Origin of the sequence: Saccharopolyspora sp. NFXS83 (assembly GCF_026241095.1) — a bacterium.
Lineage (GTDB): Bacteria > Actinomycetota > Actinomycetes > Mycobacteriales > Pseudonocardiaceae > Saccharopolyspora_C.
In genome coordinates this window covers 59154-73652 of sequence record NZ_JAPFGB010000006.1, presented here as the reverse complement: position 1 = coordinate 73652, position 14499 = coordinate 59154, and the positions used below count along the sequence as shown (strand labels likewise).

Here is a 14499-nt window from a genome sequence, read left to right as displayed (position 1 = left end):
CGCGCAGGGTTGTCGTCGCTGATCTGATCGTCCCGCCTCGTTCCGGAGGCGGCATCAGTTCCTTCCCCTTCCGGTGATCGCCGATCGGGCGCCGCGTCGCGCGGCCCCGCCCGGCGTCCCGTGCCACCTCGCCGTTTCCACCGATCCGATTCCGGACCGGTGATGTTCGACGGTCGAGGCCCCTTTCCTCGCGATGCCCGGAAATCCATCCCGCGCACCGCTCGCGCCGCCTGCTCCACGACGGGAGACGAACGTGTCCGCAGACAGCTCTGCCGAACCGCTGAAATTCGCCTATTGGGTGCCCAACGTCAGCGGTGGCCTGGTCACCAGCAAGATCGAACAGCGCACGAACTTCGGATTCGAGTACAACAAGGAACTCGCGGTGCTCGCCGAACGCAGCGGATTCGAATACGCGCTGAGCCAGGTGCGCTACGCCTCCAGCTACGGTGCCGCGCAGCAGCACGACCCGGCGGCGTTCAGCCTCGGACTGCTGCTGGCGACCGAGCGGCTCAAGCTCATCGTGGCCGCTCACCCCGGGTTGTGGCACCCGGCGATCCTGGCGAAGTTCGGCATCACCGCGGACATCCTCTCCGAAGGCCGGTTCGCGGTGAACATCGTCAGCGGCTGGCTCAAGGAGGAGTTCACCGGCCTCGGCGAGCCGTGGCTGGAGCACGACGAGCGCTACCGGCGCACCGAGGAGTTCATCCGCGTGCTGCGCGGATTGTGGACGGAGCCGAACTTCGACCTCGCCGGGAACTTCTACCGGATCCGCGATTTCAGCCTGCGTCCGCAGCCGTTCGAGGTTCCGGGACGACCGCACCCGGAGATCTTCCAAGGCGGCAATTCCTCGGCGGCGCGCACCTTGGCCGGGCGCGTCTCCGACTGGTACTTCAGCAACGGCAAGGACTTCGACGGCTTCAGCGAACAGGTCGCCGACGTCCGGGAAGGGGCCGCGGCCAACGGGCGCACCGTGCGTTTCGGGCTCAACGGTTTCCTCATCGCCAGGGAAACCCAGTCCGAGGCGAAGGCCGTGCTCAAGGAGATCGTGGACAAGGCGGACGTGGACGCCGTCGAAGGATTCCGGAAATCCGTGCGGCAGGCCGGGAAATCGACCTCCGACGGCAAGGGCATGTGGGCGGATTCCGAATTCGCCGACCTCGTCCAGTACAACGACGGATTCCGCACCGGATTGATCGGCACTCCCGAGCAGATCGCGCACCGCATCATCGAGTACAAGAAGCGCGGCGCGAACCTGCTGCTGCTCGGATTCCTGCACTACCTCGAAGACGTCGAGCACTTCGGCGAGCACGTGCTGCCCATCGTGCGCGAGCTGGAAGCGGACCTCGACCGCACCGGCGACCCGATCGGCGTCTCCTGAGACGTCGTCCCTCGCGTGATCCGCGCAGGTGTCCAGACGGCGGAACCTCAGCGGCTCCGCCGCGGACAAGACGACGAACGAAGATCATTCGTACCCCGCACTCACCGGTTCCCTCCCGCACAGCAAGGAGAAATCTCCATGAGCACCACCGAGACCGATACCGTCGGCGACACCGCCGGGCGCTGGGGACAGCGCCCCGGCACCCCGGAGGGCTGGCTGGAACGCGCGCAGGACGTGGCGGCGCTGCTGGCCACCGACGCCGTCGCCCGCGACCGCGCGGGCTCCACCCCGCACGCCGAAGTCCGGCTGCTCAAGGAATCCGGGCTGGTCACCCTGCTCGGACCCGTCGAACACGGCGGCGGTGGGCAGACCTGGAGCACCGCGTACCGGGTGATCCGGGAGGTCGCCAAGGGCGACGGCTCCATCGGCCAGCTGCTCGGCTACCACTACCTGTGGGCATGGGCGGTGCGCCTGGTCGGCACCGACGCCCAGATCGCCGCCGTCGAACGGCTCTACACCGAGGGCGATCTGTTCTTCGGCGGCGCGGTGAACCCGCGCGACTCCGACGTGGTCATCACCGATGAGGGCGACGAGATCGTCTACACCGGGCGGAAGTCCTTCTCGACCGGCAGCAAGGTCTCCGACCTGACCGTGCTCGAAGGCGTGCTGGAGGGCACCGACAAGCACATCTTCGCCATCGTGCCCTCCGATCAGGAGGCCATCGTCTACGGCGACGACTGGGACAACCTGGGCCAGCGGCTCACCGAGTCCGGCAGCGTCGAGATCAACGGGGTGCGGGTGCCGTGGGCGTCGGCGGCCGGGTACGTCGACAAGGAGTTCCAGCCGCTGGTCTACAACACGCTGAACACGCCCACGATCCAGTTGGTGTTCGCGAACTTCTACCTCGGCATCGCGCAGGGCGCGCTGGACGCGGCGACCTCCTACACGAAGGAGAAGACCCGCGCCTGGCCGTTCGGCGGGGACAACAAGGACAGCGCCACCGAGGAGTTCTACGTCCTCGACGCCTACGGCGACCTGCAGTCGAAGCTGTGGGCGGCGGAGGCCCTGGTGGATCGCGCCGGGGAGCGCGTCGAAGGCCTGCTGCACGCGGAGCGGGAGAGCGTGACGGCCGCGCAGCGCGGTGCGGCGGCGGTGCTCATCGCCGCGGCCAAGGAGCGGATCGTGGCGACCGGGCTGGAGATCGCCACGAAGATCTTCGAGGTGACCGGGGCGCGGGCCACGTCGAACTCGGCGGGCCTGGACATCTACTGGCGCAACCTGCGCACCCACTCGCTGCACGACCCGGTGGCCTACAAGCGGGTCGAGGTGGGGCGCTACGCGCTGCTCGGCGAGATCCCCGAACCGACCTGGTACACGTGACCGGATCGACCGCCCGATCCGCCGTCCAGGCCCGGTTCCCTCAACCGGGCCTGGACTGGCGGAGTTCGGTGGCCAGCACCGCCGCCTGGGTGCGGCGTTGCATGCCGAGCTTCGAGAGCAGCTGCGACACGTAGTTCTTCACCGTCTTCTCGGCGAGGAACATCCGCTCGGCGATCTGCCGGTTCGTCATGCCCGCGCCGATGAGCTCCAGCACGGCCCGTTCCTGCTCGGTGAGCCCGCGCAGCGGATCGTCCTGGGCGTGCTTGCGCCGTTGGCGCTCCAGCACCGCCGTGGTCGTGCTGGAGTCCAGCAGCGATCGCCCGGCCGCGACCTCGCGGATGGCGGAGCGCAGATCGGACCCCAGCACCTGCTTGAGCACGTAGCCGGAAGCACCGGCCATGACCGCGTCCAGCAGCGCCTCGTCGTCGGAGAACGAGGTCAGCACCAGGCAGCGCACGCTCGGCAGCACCGACAGCAGGTCCCGGCACAGCTCGATGCCGTTGCCGTCGGGCAGCCGCACGTCCAGCACGGCCACGTCGGGTCGGGCCGGGGGCAGCCGCACCAGCGCCTCCCGGACCGTGCCGACTTCGGCGACGATCGTGAAGTCGGATTCGTCCTCCAGGAGGTCGGCGATGCCGCGGCGCACGACCTCGTGGTCGTCGACGAGGGCGATGCGGGTCGCGTCGCCACCCGCGTCGAGCCCATCGGTGGTGCCCGGTGCCTCCGGGACGTCGTCGGTCGTGTCCATGCCGCAGCCCCCGCTCCCACCCGCGGTGCGCGAGTGCCTGACCCCCTTTTCCCCAGGTTAAGCGCCCTACCTCCCGCGTCGCTCGGTCGCGCCTGGTCAGCTGATCCGCACTCCGGCGGTGGTGCTCCTGCGCCTCGTCATCCGACCGTCTCCCGTCTCGCCGTGGTGATCACGGTCGCCCCCAGTCGTCTTCACCTGTTCGACGGTACGAATCGGACACACCGCGTCACACGGCCAAAGGTCCCACCCCCGGTCGGATGACCGGGGCCGGGAGTGGTTCCGCCTCCCGCTGCGCTGTGGTGTTATCGGTGCTGATCATCGTCGCGGACCTCTGCGTGCGCGGCGGCACTCGGGGATGGAGGGGCGACGGGATGCGGCGAGGACGACGGGGTCATCCGTGTGAGCCGGACGCGAGCCGGCTGGGCCCGTGGACGTGCCCGGAGTGCGGCCAGCACTGGGAGATCCACGGCGTCGCGGGAACGGAACCGCGGGTGCGCCGAGTCAGCCGCGTCGCGAAATTCGTCGCCACCTGGCTGGGCGGCTGAGCCACCAGGTCGTCGGGCGGTGGCCGTTCGCCCGGTGGCGAACCGGCCGTCAGCCCCGATCCGAGTGGGGGAGCAGCGGGACGCACCACATCAGCAGCGTTCCCGTCGGGTCCGCGTCGGTCAGCTCCAGGGTTCCGGAGAGCTGGACCGCCCGGTCGCGCAGGTTCCGCAGCCCGCTTCCGGACGTGCCGGTGCCGAGGCCGTGGCCGTTGTCGCGGACTTCGATCGTCAGGTCCGTGCCGGTGTCGATGGACACGGTGATGGCGGTGGCCTCGCCGTGGCGCAGCGCGTTGGTGACCGCTTCCCGCACGACCGCCTCCGCGTGCTCGAAGTACGCCGCGGGCACCGCGGTGTCGATCGGGCCGGACATCCGCACCCCCGGGGCGAAACCGGCCCCGCTGCTCGCGTCCGCCACGGTGTCGAGCAACCGGCGGCGCAGGCTCACCGGGTCATCGGCTTCCGGTGTGGAGTGCAGGTCGAAGATGGCGGTGCGGATCTCGCGGACCGTGTCGTCGAGCTGCTCCACCGACTGCTGCAAGCGGCGCCGCACATCGGTGTCGGTGGTGCGGCGCAACGTTCCCTGCAGGCTCAGGCCGGTCGCGAACAACCGCTGGATCACGTGGTCGTGCAGGTCGCGGGCGATCCGGTCCCGGTCGCCGAACACGTCGAGCTGCCGTTGCGCCCGGTTCTTCGCGGCCAGCTCCAACGCGATCGCCGTCTGGTCCGCGAAGGAGGCCAGCAGCGGGACCTGGCCCGGCCCGAACGGCCTGCTGTCCTTGCGGCGCAACGCGATCACCGCGCCCGCGCCCGCCTCACCCGAGTGCAGCGGCACCGCCAACGCCGGACCGTAGCCGGGGAGCACGTGGTTGAGCCCGCTGACCGGGGCCGCCGACACGTCGGACTCCAACACCGGGGTGTCGCCGGTGAGGCTGGCCAGCACCGGTCCGTCCGTGCTCACCGGGATCCCCACCTCGATGTCGGCCTCCCCGGCGACCGCCTCCACCCGGGCCTGCCCGGAGGAGGTGCCCTGGCGGGCCAGCACGATCAGCGCGCAGTCGGCGCGGGAGATCTCCATCGCGCGCTGCGCGATGAGGCGCAGGCCGTCTGCGGTGCTCACGCCCGACAGCAGTTCCGTGGTGATCTCGCTGGACGCCTGCAGCCAGCGGTGCCGCAGCCGGGCCTGGTCGAACAGCCGCGCGTTCTCCACCGTCACCCCGGCCGCGGCGGCCAGCGCCCGCAGCACCACCTCGTCGTCCTGGCCGAACTCGCCGCCGTCGAGCTTCTCGGACAGGTACAGGTTGCCGAACACCTCGTCGCGCACCCGGATCGGGATCGCGAGGAAGCTCCGCATCGGCGGGTGCCCCTCCGGGAACCCGATCGACGCCGAGTGCTGCGCGAGGTCCGCCAGCCGCAGCGGGCGGGGATCCCGCGTGACCTGGCCGAGCAGGCCGCGCCCGCGCGGCGTCGGCCCCATCCGCGCCGCCGTGTCCGCGTCGATGCCGACGTGCACGAACTGGGTGAACTCCCCGTCGGGTCCCAGAACCCCGAGCGCGCCGTAGCGGGCCTGCACGAGTTCCGCGGCGGCGGACACGATGCGGTGCAGCGTGGTGTCCAGGTCGAGCTCGGTGCCGATCGCCAGCACCGCGTCCAGCAGGTCCTGCATCCGGTCCCGCGTGCTGACCACCCGGGCCAGCCGCTCCTGGAGCTCGCCCAGCAATTCGTCGAGCCGCAGGTCGCCGAGGGTGGAGGCCACCTCTTGCAGCCGGTCGGTGACCGGGTCGGGACGGGAGGCATCGGACATCGCGGATCCATCGGTGTGGGCGGAGCGTCGCGGCGTGCCCGGAAGGGACGCGCCGCTCGCCCGGGTGCCGGCGGCTGGGGGAGTGGGACCGGCGGCCGAGCTCGTGCCGATCGTCGAAGGGCACGAGCCGCGATGCCGGAGCCCGCAGTCGTGTCCGCGGAGGACGTGCCTGTGCTCGGTGTGCCGGCCGCGTGCCGTCGGCGCGGGGTCGAGCGTAGGACCTGAGTGTGACCGACCACCCCGGCCCCGGCTAGTCGTTCTCGACGGGGGCCGGGGGCGGGTGGCGGAACCTCAGTCGTCGTCTCGCGGCGGGATCGATGTTTCGAGTGGCTTCGCCGACGCGCGATCGCCGGTGTCGCGAGAAGACGGCTGCGGACCCGCTTGCGGTGCCGGTTGCTCGGGTGGTCGCCGCTCAGCGGCTGCGCCGCTGGCAGGACGCCGAGGAAGGAGGTTCGCGCTGACTCGTCATGCAGTGGCCGGGGAGCCTTCGGGGGGCGGGGCCAGTTCGCCTGAGTCGTCGGCGGCGAGCTTGGCGAGCAGTTCGCGGAGGCGGTCGGATTCCTCGGGGCTGAGGCGGTCGAGCATGCCGCTGTTGATCGAGTCCGCCAGCGCGGTGGTGTCCCGGAGCACGCGGCGGCCGTCGGTGGTCAGCTCCAGTTGGCGGCGCCTGCGGTCGTAGTGGTCGACGTTGCGCACCACCAGTCCGCGCTGTTCGAGGCGGGTGAGCATCGCGGCGAGCGTCGCCTTGTCGATCGCCGCCCGCCTGCCCAGGGCGGCCTGCTCGATGCCGGGGCTCTCGTCGATCGCGGTGAGCGCGGCGTACTGCGGCTTGGTGAGCTCGGGCGACCGCGCTTGCCAGCGCGCGCCGTGGTCCTGGATGACTCGGCGCATCAGGTGGAACACCGCGTTTTCCAGCTGCACAACGCACTCCTCGATGGCGGGTCGGTGGGCTCGCATCCTACGAGATCAGCGCCCCCGGAGAGGCCGGTATCGCGGGACCGCGCCGCATCCCGTGATAGTGTGTACACGAACGTTCGCACACGAACGATTGGAGGGAGTGGCGTGCGGCTGATCATCGGGATGACCGGGGCCACCGGCGCGCCGCTCGGGGTACGCCTGCTGCGAGCCCTGCGCGAGCAGCCCGACGTGGAGACGCACCTGGTGCTGAGCCGCTGGGCGCGCACGACGATCGAGCTGGAGACCGGTCGCACCGCGCGCGAAGTCGGCGAGCTCGCCGACGTGGTGCACGGACCCGGCGACCAGGGCGCGTCGATCTCGTCCGGCTCGTTCCGCACCGACGGCATGGTGATCGTGCCGTGCAGCATGAAGACCCTCGCCGGCATCCGGATCGGCTACGCCGACGGGCTCGTCGGGCGCGCGGCCGACGTGGTGCTCAAGGAGCGGCGCAAGCTCGTCCTGGTGCCCAGGGAGACGCCGCTGAGCGAGATCCACCTGGAGAACATGCTCGCGCTCTCCCGGATGGGAGCGGTCCTGGTGCCGCCGATGCCGGCCTTCTACGACCACCCGGAATCCGTGAGCGACGTGCTCGACCACGTCGTGGCGCGGGTGCTCGACCAGTTCGAGCTGCCCATGCCCGGCGCCCGCCGCTGGAACGGGCTCGCCGAAGCCCGCCGGAGCGACCGACCCTGAGGAGGAGAAGTGGCCCACGACGACTTGCGGTCCTATTTGGACGCCCTCGACGAGCAGGGGCAGCTGCTGCGGATCTCCGAGCAGGTCGACCCCGAGCCCGATCTCGGCGCGGCGGCCAACGCGGTCTCGCGGCTCGGTGAAGGGGCGCCCGCGCTGTACTTCGACGACGTCACCGGGTTCACCGACGCGCGCATCGCGCTCAACGCGCACGGTTCCTGGGCGAACCACGCGATCGCGATGGGGCTGCCGCCGACGACCTCGACCCGCGAGCAGGTCCAGGAGTTCATCCGGCGCTGGGAGGACTTCCCGGTGGCGCCGCAACGCCGGCAGGACCCGCCGTTCCTGGCGAACTCGCGCGAAGGCGCTGAGGTGGACCTGTTCGAGGTGCTGCCGCTGTTCCGGCTCAACGACGGCGACGGCGGCTTCTACCTGGACAAGGCCGCCGTGGTCTCGCGCGACCCGGACGACCCGGAGAGCTTCGCCAAGCAGAACGTCGGCGTGTACCGGATGGAGGTCACCGGCCGCAACGAGCTCGGCCTGCAACCGGTGCCGATGCACGACATCGCGCTGCACCTGGGCAAGGCCGAGGAGCGCGGCGAGGACCTGCCGGTGGCCATCGCGCTCGGCAACGACCCGATCCTCACCGTCGTCGGCGGCACCCCGCTGGGCTACGAGCAGTCCGAGTACGAGATGGCGGGCGCCTTGCGCGGCGCGCCGGCGCCCATCGCGACCGGGCCGTTGACCGGGTTCGACGTGCCGTGGGGCTGCGAGGTCCTGCTGGAAGGCGTCGTCGTGGGGCGCAGGCGGGAGATCGAGGGTCCGTTCGGCGAGTTCACCGGGCACTACTCCGGTGGCCGGAACATGCCGGTGGTGCGCATCGACCGCATCTCGTTCCGCACCGGCCCGATCTTCGAGTCGCTCTACCTGGGCAAGCCGTGGACCGAGATCGACTACTTGATCGGCCCGGCGACCTGCGTGCCGCTGTACCAGCAGTTGCGCGCGGACTTCCCCGAGGTGCAGGCGGTCAACGCGATGTACACCCACGGGCTGCTCGCGATCGTGTCGACGAAGAAGCGCTACGGCGGATTCGCCCGCGCGGTGGGGTTGCGGGCGATGACGACCCCGCACGGGCTCGGCTACACGAAGGTCGTGATCGTCGTCGACGAGGACGTGGACCCGTTCGACCTGCCGCAGGTGATGTGGGCGCTGTCGACGAAGGTGAACCCGGCGAGCGACCTGGTGAACCTGCCGAACATGTCGGTGGTGGAGCTCGATCCGGGTTCACAGCCCTCCGGCATCAGCAACAAGCTCGTGATCGACGCGACCACGCCGGTCTCCCCGGACGTGCGCGGGCACTACGGCCAGCCCGTCCGGGACCTGCCCGAGACCGGCCGGTGGGTGGAGAAGCTGCGGACCCTGCTGCGCCACGAGTGATGCGACGTCCCCGAGGAAGAGGAGTGCCCGATGTGCCCGCGTTGTGCTGCTGAGGACCTGACCAGGCAGGCCGTGTCGCCGGTCGAGGGTGTGTGGGAGGTGTGGCGCTGCGAGCGGTGCCGCTACTTCTGGCGCAGCACCGAACCGGCCCGCCGCACCGAGCGGGAGTCGTACCCGGAGGCGTTCCGCATGACGCAGCGCGACATCGACGCCGCCTCCGAGATGCCCGCGATCCCGCCGCTGCGCTCATGAACGAGGTCGCGCTGATGTGGGAAGTACGGGCCGCACCGGGGGAGCAGCACCGGTTGCTCGACTGGTCGCGCGCGCACGCCGTGCCCGCCGTGCGCGCGGCCGGGTGTCGCGACGTGGCGCTGTACGGCTCGGAGCAGGAGCGAGTGGTGCTCATCGCCCACTTCGCCGGCGCCGGACCGCCGGATCTGCCGGAACCTCCCGCGCACCTCGCGGCCCGCCCGGCGCACCAGTGGACCTTCGACCGGGTGCTGTGAACCGCCTGCCCTTGATCTTGTGCTGCGTGGCGGGTTCTCGGCGGCCTTCTCGCTGCGATCTCCGATGCGCGGCGACATCGCCGTCCTCGCGAGGAGGCCGCTGAGAACCCGCGGCGGTGCCGGTTGCGGAGGTGGTCACTGCGCAGCGGCTTCGCAGCCGGCAGGACACCGGCCGAGAACGCTGCTCACCTGGAGCCGCAAGATCAAGACAAGTGCTCAAGCGCGTTCGCGGGTGCAGGGGTCTTGGCACGCGTGGTTGAGGCCGGGGAGGGGCATCGGCTCCACCTCGACGCGCCGCGTGCCGACGGTGCACCAGGCCAGCACGCCGCCCAGCGCGCACACCGCCGCTGAGATGAGCATCGCGAGCCCGAAGCCGTCGCCGACGGTGCCGCCGGGTTCGGTCATCCCGGCCACCAGCGGCAGCACCGCCACCGCGACCAGCCCGGCCAGCCGGGAGATCGCGTTGTTCACCCCGGAGGCCACCCCGGCGCGGTCCTGCTCGACGGAGGCCAGCACGGCGGAGGTGAGCGGCGCGACGGTGATCGACAGTCCGAGGCCGAACACGACGACACCGGGCAGCACACCGGTGAGGTAGCTGGAGCCCGGCACCGCCAGCGTCATCAGCGCCAGCCCCGCGGCGCAGCAGAAGGGGCCGATCGTCATCGGCAGCCGCGGTCCGGCGCGCTGGGCCAGCGCGCCCATCCGGCCCGAGATCAGCAGCATGATCACGGTGATCGGCAGCGTGGCCACCCCGGCGCGCAGCGCCGAGTAGCCCAGCGTCTGCTGCAGTTGCAGCGACAGCAGGAACAGCGCGCCGCTGAGCGCGGCGTACACGGTGAACGTGGTGAGGTTCGCGCCGGTGAACTGCCGCGAGGAGAACAGGTTCAGCGGCAGGATCGGGTCGCGGGTGCGCAGTTCGATGATCGGGAACGCCACGAGCCCGGCGATGCCGGCGGCCAGCGCGATCGCGGTGAGCGGGTTCCAGCCGTGCGCGGGCAGCTCGATGAGCGCGTAGATCGCGCCGGCGAGGCCGATCGTCACGCTGCCCGCCCCGGCCAGGTCAGGGGTGCCCGCGTGGCCGCTGCGCGTCTCCGGCACGTGCTTGGCGGTGACGAACAGGGCGACCGCGGCCAGCGGCACGTTGATGAAGAACACCCAGCGCCAGGACACCGCGTCGACCAGCCAGCCCCCGACGAACGGCCCGAGCGCGGAGGACACCCCGGTCAGCCCGGCCCAGGTGCCCACGGCGCGGCCCCGGTCGGCGGCGGCGATGGTGGAGTTGATCAGCGCGAGGCTGCCGGGGACCAGCAGCGCGCCGCCGACGCCCTGCGCCAGCCGCGCCACGATCAGCGCCTCCCCGCTGGGCGCGAGCCCGCACCCGAGGGAGGCGGCGGTGAACACGACCAGCCCGGCCTGGAACACCCGGCGGCGGCCGTAGCGGTCCCCGAGCGCGCCGCCGAGCAGCAGCAGCGAGCTCAGCGTGAGCAGGTAGGCGTCGAGCACCCATTGCAGGACGGCGAACCCGCCGCCGGTGTCGCGCCCGATGGCGGGCAGCGCCACGTTCACCACCGAGCCGTCCAGGAACGCCACTCCGGAGCCGAGGATGGTGCCGACGATGATCCACCGACCGGCGCGGCTGGCCAGCGGGATGGAGGCGGTGGGGTCCGGGGCGCTCATGCGGTCCTCTCCGGGAGCGGACTGGAACCTTCTCGGCGGGCCGCCGACCCACCGAGAATAGGCGGCGGCACCCCGCGCGGCACCCGTCACGGCCAGCGCGTTCGATCTTCGTCCTGCCGGCGGCGAAGCCGCTGAGCAGCGGCCACCAGAGCAGAAGGACCCGCCGCGGGTTCTCAGTCGGCTTCTCGCGAGGACAGCGATGGAGCCACTGGGGAAATCGACCCCGCAGCGAGAAGACGACTGAGGTTCCGCCACCCGTCCCGCCTGGCGAGCCGCGGAGGAAGAGTTCCACTGTGGACGATTGACGGCGACCGGGGTGGTGCGTAGAACACAGGGCGATGACCGCTGGGGCGATGTGCTGGAGTGGCCGATGACCGGAATCCGCCCGGAGAACCCGCGCATCGACGGCCGGGCCGGGCCGCTGCTCGGAGTTGACGACCTCGCGCCGGTGCTCAGCTGGTCCTTCGCGCCCGAGGACGATGAGCCCGGCGGTGCGCAGACCGCCTACCACGTGGTGGTCACCGATCCGGGCGGTTCGGCCTGGTGGGACACCGGGATCGTCGAGTCCGACCTCGCCCAGGTCCGCTACGCCGGGCCGGAACCGGCGGCCCGGCAACGACTTCGCTGGCGGGTGCGGGTCCGCGACGAGCACGACCACTGGTCGACGTGGAGCGAGTGGTCCTGCTGGGAGCTGGGCCTGCTCACCCGGTGCGACTGGGCGGAGGCCAGCTGGATCGCCCACCCCGAGCGGGAACCCGGCGATCCGCTGCCGATCTTCGCGCGGTCGTTCACCGCGCGGGCACCGGTGAGCCGGGCGCGGCTGCACGTGTGCGGGCTCGGCGTCCACGTCGTCACCCTCAACGGGCGACCCGTCACCGACGAGGTGCTGGCGCCGGGCAACTCGAACTACCAGCGCTCCGCCGAACACCGGGTGCACGACGTGACGGAGCTGCTGCACGACGGCGAGAACACCCTGGGCGTCGCGCTCGGCCACGGCACCGCGCACGTGCACCGGCGCGGCACCAACGGCGGTGCGCGCGACGCCTACTCGTGGTGGACCAGCGAGGAACCCGCCACCGGGACGCTGCTGGTGCCCGTGCAGCCGGGAGCCGACCGGATCCGGGTGGCCGAACCCGAGGCGCACCACGTCGGCGGGTCGGTCACCGTCGGCACCCGGCAGTGCTGGGAGAGCAGGCAGATCGCGACCGTCGACGCCCGCGGACTGATCATCACCTCGCCGCTGGAGCACGGGCATCCGGCGGGCGCCCCGGTGGTGGGCTCCGGCGACCCGGTCGCGGAATGGGAGCCGACCGCGGGCGCGGCGGTCTCGCCCCGGCTGCTCGCCCGGTTGGAGATCACCGGCTCGGACGGGAGCCGCACGGTGGTCAGCGGGCCGGACTGGCGCGTCGCGCTCGGCCCGGTGGTGACCGACAACTGGTTCTCCGGCACCGACCACGACGCCCGCCGCGAACAGCCCGGCTGGGACCTCCCCGGCGCCGACCACTCCGCGTCCGCGCTCCGCCGCGACGGCACGCGCACCGGCTGGGTCGACGCGGTCCGCACCACCCCGCCGAACGGCACCACGGAACTCGTGTGGCGCCAGGCGCCGCCGGTCCGCGTCGTCCGCGAGTGGCGGCCGGTCGCGGTGCGCGAGGTGTCGGCGCGGCGCTGGGTGTTCGACCTCGGGCAGAACATCGCGGGCTGGCCGCAGCTGCGGCTGCCGCCGGTGCCGCCGGGCACGGTCGTGACGCTGCGGCCCGGCGAGTCGCTGCACCCGGACGGCACCGTGGACCAGACCTCGATCCGCAACGATCAGCGCGGCACCGACGTGCTGCACACCTACACGGCGTGCGGGCTGCCGCGCGGGGAGCGGTGGCGCCCGTCGTTCCAGTACTTCGCGATGAGGTTCGTCGAGGTCACGGCTCCGGTGCGCCCCGAGGTGCTCGGGCTGCAGCTGCGGGCGGACGCGCCGCGCGCCGGAGCGGTCCGCACCTCCGACGAACGCCTCGACCGGCTGCACCGGATGGCGCACTTCTCGGTGGCGTCCAACCTGATGTCGGTGCTCACCGACTGCCCGGGGCGGGAGAAGCTGGCCTACGGCGCCGACTACACGCATCCGATGGGCGTGCTGTCCCGGCACTTCGACCTCGCCGCGTACCTGCCGACGATGCAGCGCCACCTCGCCGAAGGGCAGGCGGGACGCGGCCCGGACGTCGGCAACGTGGCGCTGAAGGCACCCGTCTACGACTGGGGCTACCGGGGCGCGTTCGGCGACGAGGTCAACTGGGGCAACGCGATCGTGCTGGTGCCGTGGCTGCTGCACCGCATCTACGGCGACACGCGCACGATGGCGGACCACTACCCGAACATGACCGCCTTCCTCGACTACCTGCGGCGCCGCAAGGCGCACGGGAACCTGGTGACGGGGGAGCTGGGCGACTGGGTCGCGGCGGAGGAGACCTCCGGTGAACTGACCGGGACGTGGGGATACCACGCCACGGCCCGATCGCTGGCCGAGATGGCGCGAATTCTGGGGAATCACGCGGATTACCGGGAGTTCGACGAGCTCGCCGACGAGATCGCCGCGGCGTTCCACCGACGGTTCTACCTCCCGGAGCTCGGCCGCTACAGCGGGGACGGCACCGAGGCGGGCGCGACGCAAGCGGCGCAGGCGATGCCGCTGGATGCCGGAATCGTTCCTTCGGCCGAACGCGAGCGGGTGCTGGCGGCGCTGGTCGAACGGATCCGCACACCGGACGGTCCGCACCTGCGCGCGGGGCACCTCGGGCTCGGCCCGGTCGTGCGGGCGCTGCGCGACGCCGACCGCGACGACGTGCTGTGGGAGGTGTCCCGGCGGGACGTCGCGCCGAGCTACGGGGCGTTCTTGCGGGACACGGCGGCGAATCCGGGCGGGCTCACGACGATTCCGGAGCAGTGGGACATGCGGAACTCGCTCAACCACATGATCCTCACACAGCTCGACGAGTGGTTCCACACCGGACTCGCCGGGATCGCCCAGGTGGCGGGTTCCGCCGGGTTCCGGGCGCTGCGCATTCGGCCGAAGGTCGTGGGCGATCTGCGCTGGGTCGAGGGCCACTACACCACTCCGGCCGGTCGCGTCGAGTCCCGTTGGGGGCGCGACGGCCGGGAATTCACCCTCACCGTGCGGATTCCGCCGAACACCACGGCGCAGGTGCACGTGCCCGGCCGGATCGCCGGGGCGAGCCGGATCCGGGACGGCCGCGGGATCTTCGAGGTGGGACCGGGGGTGCGCACGTTCCGCTCGACGCTGCCGCGCGCGGATGCCGAGGAGGATCGGTGAAGTTCGCGAGCAATGCCGGAATTCACGCGCAGTTGCGGTGGAATTGATCCGGCCGTGG

General features: G+C 71.6%; 11 protein-coding genes. 7 read left to right on the top strand and 4 right to left on the bottom strand.

Annotated elements, in window-relative coordinates:
- The first annotated feature begins 253 nt into the window (after positions 1-253).
- Entirely contained in the window at positions 254-1378 is a 1125-nt protein-coding gene (gene sfnG / locus OOZ19_RS08535; protein ID WP_266089488.1) for a dimethylsulfone monooxygenase SfnG, read from the top strand.
- A 138-nt stretch (positions 1379-1516) separates the two neighbouring features.
- On the top strand, positions 1517-2758 hold the full coding sequence (locus OOZ19_RS08530; protein WP_266089487.1) for an acyl-CoA dehydrogenase family protein: 1242 nt from the start codon (positions 1517-1519) through the stop codon (positions 2756-2758).
- A gap of 40 nt (positions 2759-2798) precedes the next feature.
- Here the strand turns inward: OOZ19_RS08530 and OOZ19_RS08525 are convergent, their stop codons facing one another.
- From OOZ19_RS08525 to OOZ19_RS08515, 3 genes are all read right to left on the bottom strand, one after another.
- Positions 2799-3506 (bottom strand): response regulator, encoded by a 708-nt coding sequence (locus OOZ19_RS08525; RefSeq protein ID WP_266089486.1) that lies wholly within the window; start codon positions 3504-3506, stop codon positions 2799-2801.
- Between the two features lie 594 nt (positions 3507-4100).
- Entirely contained in the window at positions 4101-5852 is a 1752-nt protein-coding gene (locus OOZ19_RS08520) for a sensor histidine kinase (RefSeq protein ID WP_266089485.1), read from the bottom strand.
- A 465-nt stretch (positions 5853-6317) separates the two neighbouring features.
- Positions 6318-6773, bottom strand: coding sequence for a MarR family winged helix-turn-helix transcriptional regulator (locus OOZ19_RS08515; protein WP_266089484.1), 456 nt, complete (start codon positions 6771-6773; stop codon positions 6318-6320).
- 141 nt (positions 6774-6914) lie between these two features.
- Between OOZ19_RS08515 and OOZ19_RS08510 the strand changes: the two genes are divergently transcribed.
- From OOZ19_RS08510 to OOZ19_RS08495, 4 genes are read left to right on the top strand one after another with little or no spacing between them, the layout of a single operon-like run.
- Positions 6915-7502, top strand: a complete 588-nt coding sequence (locus tag OOZ19_RS08510) for a non-oxidative hydroxyarylic acid decarboxylases subunit B (protein ID WP_266089483.1) — start codon at positions 6915-6917, stop codon at positions 7500-7502.
- Between the two features lie 9 nt (positions 7503-7511).
- Positions 7512-8936: a non-oxidative hydroxyarylic acid decarboxylases subunit C gene (locus tag OOZ19_RS08505; protein WP_266089482.1), complete on the top strand. Its 1425-nt coding sequence runs from the start codon at positions 7512-7514 to the stop codon at positions 8934-8936.
- Positions 8937-8966: 30 nt separating this feature from the next.
- The gene (locus OOZ19_RS08500; RefSeq protein WP_184479184.1) at positions 8967-9188 is read left to right on the top strand and encodes a non-oxidative hydroxyarylic acid decarboxylases subunit D; all 222 of its coding nucleotides are present in this window, start codon (positions 8967-8969) and stop codon (positions 9186-9188) included.
- Positions 9185-9442, top strand: coding sequence for a hypothetical protein (locus OOZ19_RS08495; protein WP_266089481.1), 258 nt, complete (start codon positions 9185-9187; stop codon positions 9440-9442). Before OOZ19_RS08500 ends, OOZ19_RS08495 begins: the two co-directional genes overlap by 4 nt.
- Before the next feature lie 216 nt (positions 9443-9658).
- Here OOZ19_RS08495 and OOZ19_RS08490 read toward each other — a convergent pair whose 3' ends face one another.
- Entirely contained in the window at positions 9659-11119 is a 1461-nt protein-coding gene (locus tag OOZ19_RS08490) for an MFS transporter (protein ID WP_266089480.1), read from the bottom strand.
- Between the two features lie 301 nt (positions 11120-11420).
- Between OOZ19_RS08490 and OOZ19_RS08485 the strand changes: the two genes are divergently transcribed.
- Entirely contained in the window at positions 11421-14441 is a 3021-nt protein-coding gene (locus OOZ19_RS08485; protein ID WP_266089479.1) for an alpha-L-rhamnosidase, read from the top strand.
- Positions 14442-14499 lie beyond the last annotated feature (58 nt).